At 46.7% G+C, this 21,060-nt stretch carries 15 protein-coding genes; 6 read left to right on the top strand and 9 right to left on the bottom strand.

Features of this window, described 5'->3' with window-relative positions:
- Nucleotides 1–31: 31 nt before the first annotated feature.
- The 7 genes from PYL13_RS21715 to PYL13_RS21685 form a co-directional block, all read right to left on the bottom strand.
- A complete protein-coding gene (locus PYL13_RS21715; protein WP_275642315.1) occupies nucleotides 32–1,198 on the bottom strand; it encodes a nucleotide sugar dehydrogenase in 1,167 nt (388 codons plus the stop codon).
- A gap of 284 nt (nucleotides 1,199–1,482) precedes the next feature.
- Complete coding sequence (locus PYL13_RS21710; RefSeq protein ID WP_259146855.1) at nucleotides 1,483–2,373, bottom strand: polysaccharide pyruvyl transferase family protein; 891 nt, start codon at nucleotides 2,371–2,373, stop codon at nucleotides 1,483–1,485.
- 90 nt (nucleotides 2,374–2,463) lie between these two features.
- A complete protein-coding gene (locus PYL13_RS21705) occupies nucleotides 2,464–3,975 on the bottom strand; it encodes a lipopolysaccharide biosynthesis protein (protein WP_259146856.1) in 1,512 nt (503 codons plus the stop codon).
- A complete protein-coding gene (locus PYL13_RS21700; RefSeq protein WP_250985245.1) occupies nucleotides 3,950–4,894 on the bottom strand; it encodes a glycosyltransferase in 945 nt (314 codons plus the stop codon). The genes PYL13_RS21705 and PYL13_RS21700 overlap by 26 nt, the downstream gene beginning before the upstream one ends.
- Before the next feature lie 152 nt (nucleotides 4,895–5,046).
- Nucleotides 5,047–6,018, bottom strand: a complete 972-nt coding sequence (locus tag PYL13_RS21695) for a glycosyltransferase family 2 protein (protein ID WP_275642314.1) — start codon at nucleotides 6,016–6,018, stop codon at nucleotides 5,047–5,049.
- Nucleotides 6,019–6,035: 17 nt separating this feature from the next.
- Nucleotides 6,036–7,193, bottom strand: coding sequence for a glycosyl transferase family 1 (locus PYL13_RS21690; RefSeq protein ID WP_250985247.1), 1,158 nt, complete (start codon nucleotides 7,191–7,193; stop codon nucleotides 6,036–6,038).
- 559 nt (nucleotides 7,194–7,752) lie between these two features.
- A complete protein-coding gene (locus tag PYL13_RS21685) occupies nucleotides 7,753–8,640 on the bottom strand; it encodes a polysaccharide pyruvyl transferase family protein (RefSeq protein WP_250985248.1) in 888 nt (295 codons plus the stop codon).
- A gap of 419 nt (nucleotides 8,641–9,059) precedes the next feature.
- On the opposite strand from PYL13_RS21685, the gene PYL13_RS21680 reads away from it, so the two are divergent.
- The 5 genes from PYL13_RS21680 to PYL13_RS21660 all read left to right on the top strand — a co-directional run bounded on the left by PYL13_RS21680 (nucleotide 9,060) and on the right by PYL13_RS21660 (nucleotide 16,248).
- Nucleotides 9,060–9,788 (top strand): family 16 glycosylhydrolase, encoded by a 729-nt coding sequence (locus PYL13_RS21680; RefSeq protein ID WP_250985249.1) that lies wholly within the window; start codon nucleotides 9,060–9,062, stop codon nucleotides 9,786–9,788.
- A 378-nt stretch (nucleotides 9,789–10,166) separates the two neighbouring features.
- Nucleotides 10,167–11,453 carry an O-antigen ligase family protein gene (locus PYL13_RS21675; RefSeq protein WP_250985353.1) on the top strand — a complete coding sequence of 429 codons (1,287 nt, stop codon included), beginning with the start codon at nucleotides 10,167–10,169 and terminating at the stop codon, nucleotides 11,451–11,453.
- 192 nt (nucleotides 11,454–11,645) lie between these two features.
- On the top strand, nucleotides 11,646–12,638 hold the full coding sequence (locus tag PYL13_RS21670; protein ID WP_259146864.1) for a glycosyltransferase family 2 protein: 993 nt from the start codon (nucleotides 11,646–11,648) through the stop codon (nucleotides 12,636–12,638).
- 546 nt (nucleotides 12,639–13,184) lie between these two features.
- Nucleotides 13,185–14,954, top strand: a complete 1,770-nt coding sequence (locus tag PYL13_RS21665) for a type I secretion system permease/ATPase (protein WP_250985251.1) — start codon at nucleotides 13,185–13,187, stop codon at nucleotides 14,952–14,954.
- A complete protein-coding gene (locus PYL13_RS21660) occupies nucleotides 14,941–16,248 on the top strand; it encodes an HlyD family type I secretion periplasmic adaptor subunit (RefSeq protein ID WP_250985252.1) in 1,308 nt (435 codons plus the stop codon). The genes PYL13_RS21665 and PYL13_RS21660 overlap by 14 nt, the downstream gene beginning before the upstream one ends.
- A gap of 381 nt (nucleotides 16,249–16,629) precedes the next feature.
- On the opposite strand, the gene PYL13_RS21655 is transcribed toward PYL13_RS21660, so the two are convergent.
- Nucleotides 16,630–17,778 carry a glycosyltransferase family 4 protein gene (locus tag PYL13_RS21655; RefSeq protein WP_275642313.1) on the bottom strand — a complete coding sequence of 383 codons (1,149 nt, stop codon included), beginning with the start codon at nucleotides 17,776–17,778 and terminating at the stop codon, nucleotides 16,630–16,632.
- Nucleotides 17,779–17,883: 105 nt separating this feature from the next.
- Complete coding sequence (locus PYL13_RS21650; RefSeq protein ID WP_275642312.1) at nucleotides 17,884–19,176, bottom strand: glycosyltransferase family 2 protein; 1,293 nt, start codon at nucleotides 19,174–19,176, stop codon at nucleotides 17,884–17,886.
- Nucleotides 19,177–20,031: 855 nt separating this feature from the next.
- Here PYL13_RS21650 and PYL13_RS21645 point away from each other — a divergent pair.
- Nucleotides 20,032–20,529 carry a calcium-binding protein gene (locus PYL13_RS21645; protein ID WP_275642311.1) on the top strand — a complete coding sequence of 166 codons (498 nt, stop codon included), beginning with the start codon at nucleotides 20,032–20,034 and terminating at the stop codon, nucleotides 20,527–20,529.
- Nucleotides 20,530–21,060: the final 531 nt, after the last annotated feature.

Here is a 21,060-nt window from a genome sequence, read left to right as displayed (position 1 = left end):
TCAAACTGTGCCTGGAAGCATTCCGCAAGGTTCAATCGACGCCAAAGATGTCACGCGTGTAAATCTTTTGAGCGACGTCAGCGATCTCAGGCGTAATACGGTTAGCCAGAATGACGTCGCTGCGAGATTTAAACTCTTCAAGGTCTGTGATGACCCTTGAGCGGAAAAACTCACTTTCCTGATAGCTGGGTTCGTAAACCACAACCTCGATACCCTTTGCCTTGATACGTTTCATCACGCCTTGGACAGAGGAGTCACGAAAGTTGTCTGAGCCAACCTTCATGGTCAGGCGATAGACGCCGACAACCTTAGGAGACAGGCGTTGTATGCTTTCCGATATGAAATCTTTTCGCGTTGAATTCGAGTCCACGATGGCCCGGATCAGTGACTGTGGCACTTCGCTGTAATTCGCCAACAGCTGTTTGGTATCTTTTGGAAGACAGTAACCGCCATATCCAAACGATGGATTATTGTAGTGATTTCCAATGCGTGGATCGAGGCAGACACCGTCGATAATGTCACGTGTTTCCAGCCCACGTGATGCAGCATAGGTGTCTACTTCATTGAAGTATGCCACACGCATTGCAAGATATGTATTGGCGAACAGCTTGATTGCTTCAGCTTCGCTTGAACCGGTAAAAAGAACAGGCACGTCTTTTTTGTATGCACCTTGCAGTAGCAAGTTAGCAAAGGCTTTGGCGGCATCTGACTTGTCGCCAACGATGATACGCGATGGATGTAAGTTATCGTGAAGGGCCTTACCTTCACGAAGAAACTCTGGAGAGAATATGATGTTGCTGTAGCCTGTCTGCTCTCGCAAACTTTCCGTAAAACCAACTGGAATAGTTGACTTGATGACAATACAGGCGTTGCGATTAACCGCCAGCACTGCGTCGACTGCTGACTGCACAGCTGTTGTGTTGAAATAATTTGTTTGTGGATCGTAATTTGTCGGTGTTGCGATGATAACAAAATCTGCGCCGGTGTACGCTGCCGCACTGTCGGTCGTTGCTGACAGCTTTAACTCTTTTGTCGAGAGAAATTCTTCGATGTCCTTGTCGACGATTGGTGACTTGCGTGCTGCAACAAGATCAACGCGCTCCTGCAAAAGATCAACGGCGACGACTTCGTGGTTTTGAGCGATGAGTACGGCGTTAGATAGTCCAACATAACCAAGTCCGGCGACAGCAATCTTCATTTCGAAACTTTACTGATGGGCACGCTGAGATGTGTCAGGGAGTGCTAGTTAAGTCGTAAGGAATTATATTGACCTTAGGTGCGGTTTTGTCAATTTGGCCGTGTTGCCAAGCGATGCGATTGAGCCAAACGAATGTTGGTTGAAAATTCGCGGCTGTTTAGTGTCTTATGACACTACAACGTCGTGGCTCAGCTTGCGAGCGCCATGAAAATTACAGCATGGACGGCCTGAATTTCAGACCGTCTCTCGCGAAATGATGAAAGCAAGCCTACAATCTTTTCAGTTCACTTCTTGTGTTGAGCAACAAAACCGAAAACGGCCTCTTGTGCTCTTTCAGTTTGAAGCTTTATAGCACTGTCTGCACTTAATTGCGGATCAAGTTTTGCCAGTTGCAGCAGTCTTTGTGCGGCAATATATGTCAAGATTGCGTTGGCTGGAGCCGCCACTGCCTTTTTATTAAGCCGTCCCACGATGCTTTCCGGCGAGCCGCGTCTCGTTAAGCGGGTATAAAGCTCGGAAATGCTGGATGGCCAAAGTCTTGTTTGGCGCAATTCAATTGACAAAGATTCAGCCCAGTCGAACCATTTGGCATGATGGCCGCTGTAAATTGGTTTTGCCGATATCCAAGGTGTTCTAAGAGCGTCTGCGACGATTGCTCCGTGCATGGCCTCTGTGATCAAAAGCTTCGCGCCCTTGATTTGCGACATGATTTTCTCGAGGTCGTCGGTTGGATCGATAAGTTTTACCCCAGCCAGTTGGCATGCCTTAGGCCAGAAGCCTCGCTCAAGACTTTCATAATGAGGCATGAAGGCAATCTCACACGGATCACTAGGTGGGGGTAGATCAATTGTGCGCAGAAGTATCGCGGTATCGGAGATAGCTTTTTCAGGAGGTAAACCGAGTTTCGCTGCCGTGCGCGGGCCTCTTACAAATACGACATTCCAAGAGCCATCACTGACGGGCGGCGGTTCCCCATATCCAGCATAGCCTGATCCGATAACGTGTTTCTTCGCTTCCTGTGGGTAACCATGCTTATGGAGAATGGAGCCGATACCGAGGAAAAGTTCCGCGCTGTCATTATCCAGAAAACCCTGGGGCAGCAATTTCTCCCACAAATAAGGATTCAATTCGTCGCCGAAATTTGGAACTGTACCTTTGAAATAAACCAGTTTCATTTGAAGCCTTTTATTTGGTCGATTTATTGATCGAAGTTCAATGTTGAAAATTGAGTATCACGTAACACGAGGCGAGCTTTATTGTGGTGCCTACGACCGTGTTTTCTTAAATACAGACTTTAAATTCGATATTTTATCTCGGGCAAAATAGAACGTTATGCAAACATAAATACTCGCTCCAAAAATTATCTCGAGGAGTAGGCGCACAATCTCTTTTTGCGTGCCGAGGTATTCATGCAACAAGCTTGTGCCTAATAGCATTAAGATCGCTGCGGCAAGCGGAACCGTGAAGATTTTCAGATAAGACCATGTGTTCATTTGCAGGATTTTTGCAGTCAATACAGCTGAGACAGGCCAGTATAGCAATGTTTTCAGCGCAATAGCGAAAACCATAACCCCTACGCCAAAACTGTAGGAAATTAATACGGTTAAAGCCGTCAGTAATTGATTTGTCGCCATATACCACATCCACCAATCAACTTTGCCCTGACTGCGGATCAAAGACGATTGCAGCACACCAATTGAGGTTAGAAGGCCTATTACACAGAAAGCCTGCAACGGTAGCACGGCATCAACCCACTGCGTTCCGAATACGAAGGGGATTAAGTCGCGGGCGACAACGGCTAGTCCTAGGAAAACTGGAAATGAAACTGCTGAAGATACAAATGTGGCCGATAAAAATACTTCTCTGAGTTTTGTTTGCTCTGTTCTAAGTGAAGAAAGAAGAGGAAAGGAAACCGAGCTCAAAACACCAACAATAAGCTGGCTGAGTATCTGGTGAATACGCTGAGCAAAACCGTAAAGGCCAAGAGGCGTTGTTCCAAGAAGAAAGCCTACCATTACCTGGTCGACGCTTACTGTTGTAAGAATGCGGTTTCCAGACGCAAAAAGTCCAAATCTTTTCAATTCAGAAAGAGATGCCTTGTCTACGTGCAGACTTGGTTTCCACTTTACAGACAGAAAAGCGGCTACAGAGGCGGCCATTGCCGCTGACAATTGAGAAATAGCTAAGGCCCATGCGCCATAACCCATTGCGAGCGTCGTGAGACACACAACCGCGGAAACAACTGCGGCCAATGTCGTTCGAAGCGCTAGTCGATCAAATGACATTGAGCGAGTGAGCAGGGCATTTGGCACAGTTGCTGCCAGATCGAAAATTACACGAGCGCCAATAACGGCAATAAATGCCGCTAGCTGCTCTTCACCAGACATGCCTGATAATGGCCACGCCGCAAGAAGTAGACCGCCGTATATGATTACGGCTGCCGCTACGCAAAGCCAGAAAACACTGTCCAGGTGTTTTTTTTCGATATTAGTATTTTGTACGATTGCTTCGCCAAATCCAATTGGTGCAATCGCGCTCGCGAAACTGGCAATACCTGCTGCGAACGCAACGACGCCGAATTCGGCGGGCGACAGATAGCGAGAGGTAATCGTAAATACGCCAACGCTCACGACCAGAGGAACTAGGCTGTTCATCGTCGACCATGCGACACCAACGATGGCGGCTTTAGCGCGTCCGGATTTCAAATGCTGATAAGAATCGCCGGCCTGTTGTGAGGGAAGCTTGTCTTTCTCACCTGGCATTGGTGTTTTTTCCATCCGTGAGCGTGGCTCCATACTGTTCGATTTCCTGGGCGCCTACCAACGCGGAGAGCACGCCAATGTGGAGCGCGCCCCTTATATAGTTTCGCCGCCAGGATACGGGAGAAAAAACAGTGAGCGCCGCGCCGGAAAAACAATACGCCGCCTTGAAGCTTGTGATTAGAAAAGCGTAGGCGCGAGCTATGGCCTGCTTTTTCTTTTTCAAGAGGATTTTGCCGTGTGTTTGACCCGAGCGATATCTCCGTGTCGCAAGCCATTTTAAACTTGCCCGAGAAGACGGCACGATCTCCTCCACCCAAGCATTTTCGGCATAAGAAATCCGACCGCCGTTGCTGTAGATCCGATCGAAGAAGTCAGTATCTTCTCCTCCACTTTTGCCCCGACCAATATCGAATCTTAGCTCGGAAAGTGTAGGCTGGCGCATATCCAGAAGGGAGTTGCACGTGTAGCCCGTTATGATTTCTCCATTTACAAACGTGGGGAACGTTGAGTGAAAATTGCCTTGCACCATCCAGTTTGGCGAGTCTTTGGAGAAAATTGCTCTTACGGGACCGAGAACGGCATGGGCATTGTTTTTTGTTGCCACATTCATCAACTCGATAAGCCAGTCAGTGGTAACGGTTTCGTCGTCGTCAATAAATGCCAGGTAATCGCCCTTTGCCGCGCCAAGGCATGCGTTTCTTGCGATAGAGATATTGCTAGCGGGCGCGTGAATGTACCGGATAGGGAATGGAAACCCCACTGCAGATGCCTCAACCAGTTCGCGGGCACTTGGCGTAAAATCATTATCAGCGACAATAACGTTAACGTTCCAGCTCTTGTCCGTTTTGATACCGGAAAGAGATCCTAGTGTAAGTGTTATTTGAGGCCGTCTAAAGGTACATATGCAAATCGTAATTACCGTTTCCGGCACCATGAATAATCATCCACTTATTTGAAATTACGTTTTTTATCAAAGCTCTAATCAATAGGCTTTTGACCATACACGAAGTCGGGTTGTTTTCATAGGACGCATAACGGAGTTCTCTCTGGAACTCACGTTACACGTCATCACAGCTATCAGCTTGTTTAGGTGTAGCTCTTTTTTTGCATGCCAATTATCTGGAGCCAAAAACCAATCGACCATGCCATGTGCATGATCATGATTGGCAGTCCGGACAAAAGGGCGGCAAAACTGCGTTCGCGTGCCATTGTGAGAACCGCAATTGCAATACAAATTCCTGCCCAGAGAGAAAATGGCAAAGCTGCAACCGGGTGGATGACGCAAAGCGCAACAAGAAAGGCAGACGGAGCAACCAACAAGGGTACCATCTGTCGAATTTTAGGAATTGCGCGATGTTTCATGATGTTTCTGGCGCGGCCTCTGCCGTAACCAAGATATTGCCGGAAGAGGCTTTTCGCGGTTCGACGTGGGTAATAAATCATCCTGGTCTTGTCAGTCATCCATATTTTATGCCCGGCATTCAGGAGGCGGTAGTCCAACTCCGCATCTTCGTTGTGCGTGAATGTTTCGTCATAGCCATTCACACTGCGGAACGCATCAATGCGCATTAATGCGTGGTGTCCGTGATCCACCCAGCAACCATCCGAACCTACCCGGTGCTTTGACCCTCCGGTACCAAGTTTGGAGTTTTGAGCAATCGCCGTTGCCCGTTGAAAAAGACCAAAACCTTCTGTTTTCATGGGAACAACAACTGAACTTGCGCCAGTTTTCGTAGCTTCTTCTATCAGGATTTGACAGTAATTTTCCGGATAACCGCCGTGAGCATCAATCCTGATCAGATATTCTGCACCTGCGCCAAAATGCTCTACGGCGAGGTTGATTGCCGAGCTTTGTATTTTCTTTTTGTTGTCCAGAAAAAATACATTGTCGTACTGATTCTCTTTATATTTTATTTCTTGAATAGTCCCGTCTGTGCTGCCGCCATCGACAACAATCAAATCAGCACCGATGAGAGTAGCCTGCTTGGCCATGCTGTCGATGATTGAGCTGATGTGGTTTATTTCATTCAGGCAGGGGATAACGATGATGTTTTTCAATTTTATCTCCTAATATTTTATTCTAAAATCGTGATTTGAGCGGACCCGGTTCGCTCTTTACTAATCTCGTCTACCAGGCTGCTGCATGATGCCTTGGTGAAAGTGAACTTTCGCGGATCACTTTGCTGAACACGTTGCTTAAGTTTGTCTGCTTCTAATGGCGTAATCTGTGAAAAAATGTCCCGTAAAACCTCGGGAGTTGCCTCTTTCACCGTTAGCCCAATTGCACTATTTTTCAAAAAGTTTGCAGTCTCGGTCCCGTTTACGGCAATCGGCACTCTGCCATACCGGCAGCCTTCATAAATTCGATTTGGCAAAAGCCAACTCGAATTCAATCCTTCTTCAAAAAAGTCGATCGCCCAGATGAAGTCCACGTCTTCATAAATCGATTTTAAATCTTCGGGAGACTTGTACGCACCTTCAAACGACAAGTAAGGTTCAGCCGCCACCTCAGCATCGAAGTTATCGAATTCCTGATAAGCAGGCTTTCCACGCAAGACAACCTGGACCTTGCCATCCATCATTCGCGAGAATGCGCTCAATATGGCGAGAGATTTACGGCATCTCAATATACCGAACCAGCCAATTCGCCATGTTGGCGCAGCAGAAGAATTGCGCTCTGTTACAGCGGTAGCATCGTTTTGTTCTAGATCGAGAACCTTGTTTTCGACCAACAATACAGGCTTCGTCAGTTGTTGTTTGGGTTTGAAGTAATTAGTCAAATAAGCAGGTGAACTGGTTATGAGCATTGATGTGCTACGAAGCAACCATCGTTCGACTGCTCTGGCGAATTTTCCTAACGTGCCCTGATTGAGCATGATCCTGTGTATATCCAGGCACTCATAAACGATTCTTGTCGCTGACCTCGAGGAAAAGGTGACGCGTCTCGCGAGCGCCAGCATTTCCAGATTTCTTGCAATAATCACATCGTATTTTTGGTTGTGGAGCTGCGTAACAGATCTACTGAAGAGAACCTTTAGAACTCTGTCGCCAAATTTGCCGTCTCTGGTTGTTCCAAGAACTATCGGTTGGCAGCCTTCAATATCTACGGCGCCGGAAGATTGTTCTCTGACAAAGCCGGCCACCGATACTGTGGCATTGCCTGCCTTCAGCATTTTGATACGTTTTCGTACCGCTGAGTCTGCTAAATCGTGAACAAGATATAAAACGTTCATAACATCAGTTCTTTTGTGTTTTCGTCGTTTCAAAATGATTATGTGCGGCTCGGCAGCGCTGTAGACGATAGAATTGTAGTTCAATAAAGGCGCGCAAGGTCGGAGCAGCGGCTATTATGTAAAATACAGTCCTTGTGGAAAATTAATAAGTTAACGCGGGTATTAATTCTAACCTATACTGATTATAGATATTTATATTTAGAATTTTATCGGCATCTTAGTTTATTGTTGAGCGTTTGGAAAGTTGACATTGCTGTAGAAGTTAACGGGTGTTTTTTCTTACAGTTGAGGTTCCCAAAGCGCCTTTTTAATGTGTAGTAGACTGCTCTTATGAAGCCTGTCTGAAAAGATTGTGTCACCATCACGGCCAGGCCATCGCCGCTTCAACACGAGAGACCAAGCTGTTTGCTCTAAACTCAGTTTCGCAACGGCATTTCATCGAACATCAAGGCAAAGCAGTACGTCAGATTATAGTTCTTACATCAGAGATTTTCGCGGCCGACAAAAAGTCAGGCCGCGAATTCATCGGTAAAACATTTTATTTTAACAGCGTTCTAACCTAAGCGCGACCGGCGACAAATTGATCGAGGGCAGTTGACGCTCTTTCTGTGGCGCGCGCTATGTCGCTATCCTGGCTGAGTTGTGGTTCGACCGAGGTAAGCTTTTGTAGTTGACGAGCAGCGAAATGGGTGAGGATTTGGTTGAAAGGTTTCGCCAATGCCGATTTGTTCAACCTGAATGCCCTTTGGCCATGGTTTTTGCGTGTCTTCGAAAGCCGAAGATGTGCTTCGAGCAGGCTCGAAGGAGCGAGAGCGTGTGGCCGTAAAGAAATATTCAGCGATTCGGCCCAGTCTAGCCACTTCATCTGATTTTCGACATGTATCGGTTTTGCTGCCACCCAAGGGGTTCGCACTGCATCAGCAACAATGGCACCGTGCATCGCTTCGGTGATGAGTGCCTTTGCGCCGCGAATTTCTGACAGGATTGTTTCGACATCACCGCGTGGATCGATGAGCCGAATGCCAGCCAATTTGCAAACCTCGGGCCAAAAGCCTCTGTCGAAGCTGTGAAAATGCGGCATGAAGGCGATATCAAGCTTCTTTTCAGGCGCGGGCAACTCCAGAAGCCTCAGCAAAATTGCGCTGTCACCGATTGCCTTCTCCGCAGGAATATCCAACAGGGCGGCTGTTCTTGGGCCTCGTACAAAAACCACATTCCATGAGCCATCATTCATGTTTGGCATGTCGGTATATCCGCCATAGCCAGAGCCGATAACATGCTTTTTCGCGGTTTTAGGCAGGTTGTTCCAAATGATTGAGCCAATTCCCAGAAACAGTTCGCTTTCGTCTTCATCCAAAAAACCGGGCGGTACCAATTTGTGCCACATATATTCGTTTAGTTCGTCACCAAAATTTGGCACTGTTCCCTTGAAATAGGTCAATTTCATAAAATGATCTCCGTATAATTATTCTGATATTATATGTGGCGACGCGTATCACATTAATTTTTAAATCAAGGACATATTAAGTTAGTACGGCAATTATGGTCGAAGAAAAATTGGGATTAGTAGTTTTTTGCAGTGCTGACGCCTCTTTGACTTTGTTCTAGCCGTTTTAGGGCGTTTGTTGCGGGATGCCTTAGATTGAGTTCAAAGCGACGGATTTTGGGTTGCCCTCACATACACCACTTTTTTATAGTGATTTGCGCACCGGACCTCTCCGACGCGTCGTTCTGTTTTTGGGAGTGTATTACCTGCGCTCCTCGGGTGGGTATTTGACGTAGTGCCCCTTCGTTATGCCAATTTATTTTCGCAGACATAAGCTGCAAAGAAATCCATGTAACCAATCAATTACGAAAGGTAGACAAATGATGACTAGGCTACTCCCGTTCCTTTTCGCATTTCTCGTTCCGTTCGCGGTGTCAGCGCAATCTCTCCCAAGTTGGGCCGGAGTTAAACTTGAAACCTGGAATTACACCAATGATTTTTTTCCTTCGCAATGGGGAGAGGCAAAGCTCGGTGGGTATAACTGGCAGGCTGCCAATGCGAGCATATCTGGCGGCACTCTTCTGTTAAGTGTTTCCGAAAAAGCATCAGCTCAGGTGCAAGCTAATCAATATTATAGCCACGCGCTCTGGGAAATTGACGTCGTCCTACCCCAGATGCGTTCCGGTCTTGTTGCTGCGCCTCTCTGGTTGATGAGCCGCGACAAGTCGGACGAAGTTGATTTCGAGTTCCTTGGCACCAAGGGGCTTACGCTTACAACGTGGACCAATGTTAATGGCGTTAAGTCAGCGGTGTGGAGCAGGGGGCCCAATCAGCCGATTATTCCCGGAAATCTCTCTGGCAAGCGCTACAAATTGGGCATTGAGTACGAGGCTGGTAAGTCGATCACCTACTATGTTGATGGCCAGAAGCTAATAACAATTACTTCAAATGATACCAAAGGATCATTTCCGTCGTTACCAATGAAGGCATTTTTCGACCTTTGGGCCGCCAATGGTGTAGATCCTGGCTGGGCCGGTGCTTGGCAACCCTTGTCAGGTGGCGAACAACTAACCATGCAAGTCCTCGGCTACAAGGTCACCGCATTGTGATAACCATACTTTCGATTTGCGTTCGTATAGGATGGAGCGTGTCGATATCGATTTTTGTGGGTTCCCTCACTGTGTAAGTAAGACAGGGATTTAAGGTGTCGCAAGGTGCAGCGGTGAGGGCTTAAAGTCGTTACCGCTGCGTCGGTGAAACATGACGACAAATTACGTGTCGCGTAAGAAAGTCGTACTATTGCCGATTTCGCGATTATGCTGTGAGTTTGGGGAAAAAATATTATTGGAAATGTGGTCGCGGTTTGTGACGTTATATTGAGGACAATGATTCATTGCTGACACATACACGAACGTCGCCGGATTTATTGCAACAAATTTTTACCTACGGGGTAACGGCTACAATGATTGGAAGTTAGTTTGAATATTGTGTCAAAAAATGCTCGTAGAGGAGAGAGTTCCGGGCTTTCTGTAGAGTTGTGGTTGTTTGCAAACGCTTTTTTTTCGATTCTCGCGTTGATGCTGATTCCACTTGTCGGAAATCTTGGAGCTGCAGGTTTCATTCTGTTCGGGCTAGCTTTTTGTATTGTACGATTTCCATCGATTGTCAGTGATGCCGCGAAATATAGCCATCTTTTGATACTTCCAGCTTACTGCATAATTTCGGCGTTATGGTCTAATTATCCTGACATTACCTTCCGCTATGCAATTCAACTCTTAATAACGTTGAGCATAGCTATAATATTTGCGACGTCGCTGAGTTCGACCAAATTAATACGCGCGATTTTCTACGCCTATCTGATAGGTTGCGTTATATGTGTCTTGATGGAATTGGCTGGTAATCGAGGGCAAGCATGGGCTGGATTTTTTGGAAGTAAAAACGGATTTGCCGCTCTTGCCTCCATTTTGTGGATACTATCTTTTGCTGTTCAAAAAATGCCGGAAATGCGGATGTGGAGGCTTGTTGCACTAGGCTACATTTTTGTTGGGCCGATCTTTATTGCTCTTGCTCAGTCCGCCGGAGCCATTCTGGCAATTATGCCTATCCTGGCGAGTATCGTTTTTTTTCGCATGCTTGTAAGGATGTCTCACACGGTACGGATCATAGCGACCTTCGCTCTGGTGGCTTTTTTTGTAATCATGGGATCAATTCTCTCCACGTACTCAGAAGAAATAACATCGAGTGTGCTGGAGTATTTTGGAAAGAGTCCCGACTTGACGGGTCGCACAGAGCTTTGGGATTACGCCTATTATCTGATCGCCAAGAATCCGCTGTTTGGAGTAGGTTACCGAGGTTTCTGGGTGATCGGTAACGCGGACGCAGAAATGCTTTGGGCCGAATTTGATGTTCCATCTGGTGCCGGATTTAATTTTCACAACACCTATATCTCTAACGCCGTGGAGCTTGGATATGTTGGAGTGGCAATACAAGTAGCAATCTTGTATTTGGCGCTCTACAGAGGTTTCAAGCTATGTGTTTCAGCACCTTCTGCAGACAATGTCCTATGGTTCACGATTGTCGCATTCAGCATCTCTCGTAGTTTCAGTGAGGTGACATTTTTTACTGAGTTTACTGTCCAATCATTCTTGCCATACATCGCGTATATAAAAATTGCGCAAAGCTCTCGCGCTTTAAGAGAAGCATCGAACGTCCCTACGGAGCGCCAAATCATCGGGCGTCAGCCGTATCGGATTAATGGGTTTCGTCGAGGGTAAAGCACGTTGCATGTGTCGTATGAGGAGGCAGCAAGGTGTTTTTTGCAATGAGGCTTCGCGTGCCGGTTATCTAGGCGTTGCCATCAGATTGGCAAAGGGTTACTTCTCGGCAAAGCACATCTGATTATATTTTGTTTGAATTGAATAATCTCTTTTTCCCGTTTTCAGGGGCAAACTATAGGGCAAATTCTAATGTTATCGAATGAATTGGTTCACGTTCGCACTCCAACTTACCGCAGGCCAGTTATGCTGCGTCGTGCATTAGAGTCGCTCATCAATCAGACGTGGTCCAATTGGATTTGTGATGTTTATGATGACGATCCGGATGCCGCAGGCCGAGAGGTTTGCGCTTCTCTCAATGATGACCGTATACGCTACAACCACAACTCACCGCAGAACTTTGCCTCTAAAAATATCGACCAGTGCTTCACGAAAAAGAATCCTCACTCAGCAGATTTTTTCTTCGTATTAGAGGACGATAATTTCGTATTCGAACGATTTATCGAGGAGAATATAGAGTTATGTCATCTCCACAACGTGAATGTCGTTCTACGTAACCAAGTGATTGAAACTGCCAGTGGAACTGAGAATGCCAGATTAAGTGACGTGGGAGTACTGAACCATCTTTTTAAGGAAGGGCTGTATCCGCCAGAAAGATTTCGGCTCTCGCTGATCACTGGTATAGGTGTGTCAAATGGTGGCTTGTTCTGGTCACGGCATACGAAAAGCACACTAGAAATTGGTGTAAAGTGCACCGCTACGGCGCAAGAATATCTCAGAACATACGCTATTAGCGAGCCTGTTTACGTAGCTATGACGCCGCTTGCTGCTTGGGCGGAGAATGCGGAGCAGACAACACGTAATGCCGAAATTGATGCTTCCTATCTCAAAAGAGAACTGGACCTCAAAAGGTGTATTCAAAGCTTGCAGCGTCTGGCGTGGCTTTCTGCGGGCAAAAATGAAAAAGAAAATTATATTACAAATGAAGCATTTCGTTCCAGCATTTCCGAAAGAGAATATGGTTTGTTAAAATCGTTCCTTATCGGATTTCATCAGTCACATGCACTCACGTTCCGTGCGAAGCTGAAAGCGATGTCGCGAGGTTTGTTGATCCGCGTTGTGGGAAAAAATTACCCGGAGTTTTACGAATTCTTGAGTAAGGTAAGGCATCCCACAATCCCGTGAAAAAGCGCAGCGCTAGCAGTGTTTGCGGAGATTAATGCCTGTGAAGATGCGGCGTGCCGTCGGTAGGCTTGTCTAAATTTCATGTCGTTTTAAAGGTTTAGTCGTCCGGTCAACTGTAGGCACTAACGACTTGGCTCTAAGATATCGCGTCAGAGAGGAGCGAGGCGGGCGTCTGTGCGTCGCCCGCCGCTATTCGCCCGTGCCCGTACATGGGGACGAGCATTTCTTCCTTGTCACGTCAGGCCGGCTGCTGCTTTAGCGTTGGGTCGTCGAGCCTTTGTCGTTGGTAACGTAAACATTGCAATTGTATTTGTGGTTTAAGGAGATACAGCCTGGGTTTCTTTTGAAATCTTGAGTGATTTTGTGTGATAATCCATGAATCGCAATGCAGTGTTGTAAGATTTTGTTTTTTTTGTTTGCTGCGGCAGAAAATTAATCATTGATATTAAGCAATACATAATTTTTTATTTGTGTTTTTTCGCACAACATCTAATAAGTCGATTTTATTTGCCGTAGATACTAACGGTCTTTTCAATCGGTATTGTTATGAAATTTCATGCGAAATCTATGGCATTTAGCCTCTTCTTAATGAGTTGCGTCATCAACATTCTGGTGATGACATCACCCATCTTTATGCTACAGGTTTACGACCGTGTGCTTGCCAGCGGAAGTGTGCCAACTTTGTTGGGGCTGTCACTTCTCGCGATCATCCTTTACCTCTTCCAATTTATTCTGGACACAACGAGATCGCGACTGCTTTTACGAGTGGGTGAGTTATTCGATAATGTGTATTCGAAAAAAGTCTACACCGCGATCGTTCGACGTCCATTGACCTCGCGGATGACCGGCGACGGTCTGCAGCCATTGCGAGACTTGGATAATGTTCGAGGCTTTTTTGCCGGCCCAGGGCCCGCTGCGATTTTCGATCTGCCGTGGATGCCATTTTATCTTGCTGTCTGTTTTCTTTTTAACTTCTGGATTGGCGTGACTGCAACGGTTGGAACATTTCTGTTGATCGCCCTGTCTATTCTGAACAGCTTTTTATCCAAAAAGCCCATTCAGGAAACAATTACAAAAAACATTACACGTAATAGTCTTGCCGATTCTGCACGTCGTAATGCTGAAATTATCAAGGCGATGGGCCTCGAATCCCGTTTTCGGGACCAGTGGATCAAATCCAACCTCGCCTACATCGAAGAAAACAGAAAAGTCGGCGACGTTGTTGGCGGAATTGGAATTTTGTCGAAGACTATCCGCATTGTCCTGCAATCTGCGATATTAGCGGTTGGCGCATGGTTGGTCGTAGATAGACAAGTGACGGCCGGCGTTATGATCGCAAGCTCAATTATGATGGGACGCGCACTCGCACCGATTGAACAGGCTGTTGCAAGCTGGAAATCCGTGCAGATGGCATTTCAGAGTTGGAGAAAGCTTACGGCTTCAACTGCAGAAATTGAACTGGAAACGGAACTGACGGCCCTTCCGCCTCCGACCTCGCAACTGAGACTAAGTGGCATCGTCATTGTACCTCCTGGTGAAAATAGACCTTCCGTATTAGGCGTTAATTTTTTTGTTAATGCTGGCAGTGCAGTTGGTGTTGTGGGAGCCTCCGGGTCAGGTAAATCAACCTTGTCGCGCGCCATCGTCGGCGCTTGGAAACCGGCAGCTGGTGAGGTCCGAATGGATGGCGCGAATATCCAGCACTGGGACCCTCGTGCTTTGGGGGAACACGTTGGATATCTCCCGCAGGGGATCGAGCTATTCAACGGAACGATTGCAGATAACATTGCTCGTTTTGAGGAAAATCCAGACGAAGCTGCAATTATTGAAGCTGCCAAGATTTCTGGTGCGCATGAAATGATATTGCAGTTTGAAAATGGCTATCAAACCAATATCGGCGAAGCTGGCAATGCACTGTCCGCAGGACAGCGTCAGCGTGTTGGTCTTGCTCGCGCGCTTTACAAAAATCCGTTTCTGGTTGTCCTGGATGAGCCAAACGCCAATCTTGACGCAGAAGGTGAAGCAGCAGTTGTCCGTGCGATTTTTGCTGTTCGCAATCGCGGTGGCATTGTGATTGTTGTTGCGCACAGGCCGAGCGCAATCAGCGCTGTGGATTATGTTCTGGTGATGGAAAACGGCAGGCAGAAGGCCTTCGGACCGCGTGATGAGGTGCTCTCAAAGGTTCTTCAGTTGCCCAACGCCGCGCGTGCTTCTCAACCGAGCCAAAGTGGGCAGCAATTCAAGATCGTTGCAAAGCAAGATTTGCATATGACCGAAGAAAACAACACTTCGGAGATCCCAAGTGAACGACATTGAAGACACACAAGCCTACAGCTCTATCAAACGGCATTTTCTGGTTGGATTCGCTGCGTCCGTTTTGCTTTTCGGCGTGGTCGGCACTTGGGCTGCCCTGACGAATATCGCAGGCGCTATTGTCGGGTCGGGGCACTTCGTTGTTAATACGTACGTAAAGAAGATACAGCACCCTAAAGGTGGCATCGTTGACGAAATCTTGGTCTCTGAGGGGCAAGTCGTCAAAGCTGGTGAGACACTTATGCGTCTGGATCCTACGCAAGTACAGGCAAGCCTGGCCATCGTGAGCAAGCGTCTTGATGAACTCAATGCGCGCCGGTTACGTCTGGAAGCCGAGCGTGATGACAGAGACGGCTTTGCACCTGACGAAGCGACGGCACCATTCGCGCTCACAAACGACGTGGACGAGGTAAATGCCGAGAAACGTATCTTTACGTTCAGAAAAGAGTCCCGCGAAAGTAAAAAAGCGCGCCTCAGGGAACGTATTATCCAATTCAATCATGAAATTGATGGACTCAAGGCACAGGAAGTCGCCTACAGCGATGGACTTTCTGTGCTTCATTCAGAAATTACCTCACTGGAGGGGTTGCGAAACAAGGGCGCCGTATCTGTTCAGAGACTTAACAGTCTGAAGACACAGGCTGCGACCTATGGCGGTGAGCGTGGTGAGAAAGTTGCCTTCCAAGCTCAGGTTGCCGGTAAAATCACCGAAGCTGAGCTTGAAATCCTCGCGATTGATCAAGATTTCAGGACTGAGGTTGGAACAGAACTTAGAGAAGTTCAGGCACAGATCGGCGAGTACGTCGAGCGAAAAATCGCTGCCGAAGACGATCTCAAGCGTATCAACATTATCTCTCCTTTGAGCGGTACTGTGCACGAACTGACCGCTCATACGGTGGGCGGTGTCATCACGCCGGCGGAAACGATTATGCAGATTGTTCCTGTTGGAGACGAGCTTGCCATTGATGTGCGCATCCAACCGAAGGACATTGATCAGGTTAGGGTTGGCCAGTTGGCATTTCTTAGGCTTACAGCCTTTAACCAACGCACTACACCGCAAATGGAAGGTGAAGTCAGCCGTGTCGCTGCCGATCTCACGTTGGATGAGAGAACTGGTATGTCGTATTATGCGGTGCGTATATTCCTTCGCAGAGATGAAACTGAGAAGCTTGGCAGCCTTGTTCTGGTGCCTGGCATGCCGGCTGAAGTTCTTATTCAGACCGGTGACAGAACAGTTCTATCCTACCTGATGAAGCCGCTCAGAGATCAGCTGGAAAGAGCCTTCAGAGAGGAATAGTCAACGTGCTGCACGGCCTGTTGTCAGGAGTTGTACTCGCATCGCGAAAATATGGTAACCTGTCGAGAATTGACACACGCCTGAACAGTCCTCCTTGGAGTGTATTTTAGGCTTCGAAATAAAGCTCTTAAAAGCGAACAAACCTAGCACCCGGTAATTGAGCGAGCGCCTTCTGTCTGCCGAAAGAAGGTTAAATACCTGTTGGCTAGTTACTCATCATTCTCCGCCTGGAGAGAGGTGAGACGACTGAGTTATTGAGATCGTCGAAGGCGGTCTGCGCGGATTTTTGGGTGTGTCACGGTAGGATCGCTAATTCGCATATTGCGATTGTGGAGCACCCCTAAGGCTTGTTGAACCAATAATAAAAATCTGCATACAGCTCTATTTTCTATCTAATACGACGTTATACAATTCGTCCCAATACGCACTCGCAGTATTTGCATCAAAAAAGTCTTTTGCGGTGTTGTGCGCGGCTTTGCGCATGTTAGCGTATTGATCTGGATTTGTGATTTGTGTCAGCTTCTTTACTGCGCCGGTTGCCAACCTTTCGACATTGCCAGCGAATAACTGCTCGAAATCTGCATTACCACGACTATTAAAGTCCGGACGCCAATCTGGTGCGCCTTGGGTCGTGGCTGGTGCCAGCGAAAATCCATTGACGCCGTCCGAGATAAACTCCGGCAGCGCACCCTGGTTTGTGCAAATAACAGGCGTTCCCTTCGCCATAGATTCTATCGCGCTGTAGCCGAATGTATCTGCGAAGGTTGTGAGCAACGAAAAATGGCTACGCTCCAGCAGCTTCATGACTTCAGGGTTAGGTAGCGTCTTATGATGTCTCACATTTGGTAGCGAGAGCAACCGAAGATATGGGGTGTAAAATTCTTCACGCGATGGGTCCGTCCAGATGGAGCCACCGCATTGCAAAGCTGAAACAATGTTAAAAACATAAGGAAGCTTTTGTTCGAAAGCCAGCTCTGCCATTCGCAGAACCGTACACCCACCTTTTCTGGAAAAGTGATTTCCGACAAACGTCAGATTGATTTCACCCTCCCAAACCGGTCCGTGGTTGTTCCACTCAGGAATATCCATATTGGGATATCGTATGTCGAGTTTCCCCCTCAGTAGCGACCGCTCTTCGTCTTTTAGATCGGCGTTATCTAACGCTTCGATGAAGTTGTTTTGAGCGTATCTGGAAATACCAACAATCTTCTTGCAACGTTTAGATAGGAGCTGACCGTACAGAAATTTTTCGTATGAACCGCTATGATTGCCGAAGAAGCGAGGGAGATGAGACTCGTAACCAATCACAAATCTTTTGGCGTTTAACGGTATGCGGTTGAATGCATGAATTAAATCGGACGACCATGTGTCGACCGGATTGAACACCGTAAAGCCGTCAAGTCCACCTCTTATTCTGTTGAAAGGAACGAAACGTTTGCGTTTTACGTTGTTTTTTGAATGACGAGGCCCGCTGAAATCCCAAGGATAACCTACAGGAGCAAGAATATTTAATTTTGAGCGATTAACCACTGACTACTTACCTTGTGAATCGTCTTAAAATATTAGTTTTGGCTCTGGTGTATTTGAAAATTAACGCTTTTCTCTATGTCTTTTGGCCCGCCGGGTATATGCGCTTTAGTTGTTGATCGGCGTCAGTTTGGTTCGTTTCTCAGGTGCAGGGATAAAACCAGAGTAGTAGTAACCTGCTGGATTATTGTAAAGCAGCGCTACGGTGTTCAGGCCCGAGAAACGGGCCAGTCGCTGGTGTTGTTTCTTTTGTACGTCGTATGGTTTTTCCCATAAAGTGGCTGTGTCTTGTAAATCAGGAACCGCTTCGATCAGAAGCGTCGAATTGTGCTTCAATGCGAAGTCATTTGCTGTGGTCAGGTCGACCGGGAGCGTTTGCGTGTCTTCAAAAAAAATCGTAATTTTTGCTTGGGTTTCAGGAGCGACTTTGTCGCGACGCTTAAGTAATTTGGCTGTTCGCTCACCAAATATTCTGGCAAATTTCCCGATAAGCCCCGGGTGGCGGATCGCCAGTTTCGCACCGGAAACAAAATGCCGAGCTTTGATTTCAGCAATGAAACGCTCAAATAAGAGCGCGTTATTGAGTGAGCGTATGTTCGCATCGAAGATTTTTTCGACGCTATTGCTGAATGGTCCGTGAGCAGACCGAATTTTTTCGTGGCTGACAATCATTGCTTCCACGGTTTTCACTGATAATCGATAGGAAATAGAACTGTTGTGTCGTCGATATAGATAAAATGGTTGCGGTATGACGGTATATCGTGCGCCTTTGATAAGCAGCCTCAAAACCAATTCATAATCTTCGCCAATTTTCAAAGTTTCATCGTATCGAACTCCCTTGAGGATCGTCTCACGAAACAGTGGTTTTAAATAGCCGAACGCAGGTGCGTTTTGGTCTTGATCTCCAAGAAAACTGTCCAGTGTTAGATTAAAAGGTTGAGAAAAATACCGTCCGCTTAGGAGAAAGGATACGTCGTTGCTATCGGACGTGTTAAAGTGGAGTAGGTCATCTGCGACGATATCAGCATTAAAATGATCAGCAGCAAGCAACAGTTTTTCAAACCTGCATGGATGGAGCAAGTCGTCAGAGTCAACGATCGATACCCATTCACCGCGTACTTCGTCTAGCGCTCTATTGCGAGCCCTTGCTGGCCCTTGATTGATTTCAGATGTCAGCAACCTAATTCTATTGTCAGACTTCATCATGTTTCGGACGATTTCTACACTGCGATCAGATGATGCATCGTCCGATATGATTAACTCTATCTCTTTGATGCTTTGCTGCAGGACCGAATTAATTGCGTCCTCAATATATAGCTCGCCACAATAATTTGCCATCACTACAGATATTAGCGGTTTAATGAACTCCGTGCTCACGTGAGTTTTGTTTTTGTTTTCCAATGTAAATACCCGTATTTTTATAGGCTATAATATAATGTTTGCACTATGAGATACTGTTCTTTTGTGGTTTGTATCAGGTGTAAGCTGGTGCGGTGTTGTATTGTTTAAAGTCATTAATTTTGAATGCGGGTCGATGTTTGGTTTCCGGATTGCGCGGTGACCGTAAGATAATTGGCTTGAAAATATGCCAACTGCCGCATCGCTGTCAATTTTAGTGGTCGGCGGTTGTCTATTGCGTCTTGCTCTGCTGATCGATATTTCACCATTTTCTGGCATGGACTAGGAGCAGATGCACCCAATTATTAATTTGGTGCATGGTTTTTCTTGGCGATATGACGCCGGAATAACGCCGCTTAAGTGGCTAATGTAATTCATGAAGCCGATCTACTGCTGACTTGCATCGCTTGTTTCGTCCGTTTGGGGCATTCTGAGAGTCCGATAGATCTGCCATCTGTTACGGATGAAAACTACACCCTCTTTTATGGGCGTCATGGTGCCCTTTGTCAGGAACTTTGCGCTCGCATTTATTCATTGCGATAGCATAGATGGAGCCTCGACTAGCTTTTCTTATTATTGTCAGGGCTTTAAGCGTGATGATTGCGGCTTCTTTGGTGGTGGTGCAGAATCAACGTAGAACTGTTGAGGGTATTTCTCAGTTGTTCGTTTGAGTCTACGAACTTGTAGGCAATTTTAATAATATGTTATGTATTTTATTTTTCCGGCTACTTGTTGATTGTTTCAAGTTGCAATGGTTAAATTAATCTTAATGTTTTAAAGTCGACTTTTCTATATTGACACAGGTTGGGCAACGTATAATTAATCACCTATTAAATTTTCTAATTGGAGATTAATGAAATGGCAACAACAGTTTTGACCCCAGGGGATGATACTTTTACCGGTACTGCAGGTAGCGAAGTTATTCGTGGCGGCGCAGGCAACGACAAAATTTACGGTGGTGCAGGTTCTGACCGTATTGACGGCGGCGCTGGTAACGATCTCATCATGGGTGGTAAGGGCGTTGACTACCTGTACGGTGGCGCAGGCAACGACACTTTCGCGTTTTCGAAGAATGACTTCGATTCTGGTCTGGGGCACGGCGCTCAGGACTACATCTGGGACTTTGAGGGTGCTGGTGGCTGGAGCGCTACTGGAAACGATTTCCTTCGCTTCACAGGCTTTGGTGCAGAATCGACATTGGTGAAGAATGTTGCCCTATCGGCTGACGCGGGCGTTCACAATCCAGGTCTAAGCATCTACACGCTGACCGACAGTGCTACTGGCCTTGAATATAGCATCGCTATCAAGTCCGTAAACGGCGCTGATCTCGTCAAGGGCGATTTCGGCTTCTATTGATAGCGGCGGGGCTGCCGCGTCACTTTTTGTGCGGGGCATGTTGGTGTAGCTTTAAGTAGACATGCTCCAATAGGAGGTTGTCTGTATCATGCTTTGCCCAGGCTTTTTGCCTAGGTGATTGTCGATCGACTTAGAGAATTCCTCATTGTGAAAATGAGAGTCTCTCGAGTTTATTGAGTTTAAAACGGGGTTCAGGCCTTCTCTGACGGAGGTCTGGGCCCTTCTTGTTTGATGGTGATGAGCATTTTATGAAGTTCTAGAAAGCTGAATTCGTCGGCTCTTGTTTTTTGATAATGCGATGATTTGCGCTCAATGTCAAAATTTGAACAATATTAAATATTGGGACTTAAAAGTTGGTGTTGGTGCAGATTCGTCTGTTGCGCCACATTGGTGCGTGTATTTCAGGCCCCTGCTCAAGACATCGTGCTTCACAGTCGCTCGAATTTGCATATGATTTAGATAGATAAAATCGAACAGATTTTTTTTGAATTGTTTGTACCAGAGATTTTCATTCAGTTTTTTAAGGACATA

The sequence above is a fragment of the Agrobacterium sp. Azo12 genome (genome assembly GCF_029193765.2).
Classification (GTDB): Bacteria; Pseudomonadota; Alphaproteobacteria; order Rhizobiales; family Rhizobiaceae; genus Agrobacterium.
The sequence above is the reverse complement of the archived record's forward strand: the minus strand, read 5'-3'. Positions and strand labels throughout refer to the sequence as shown.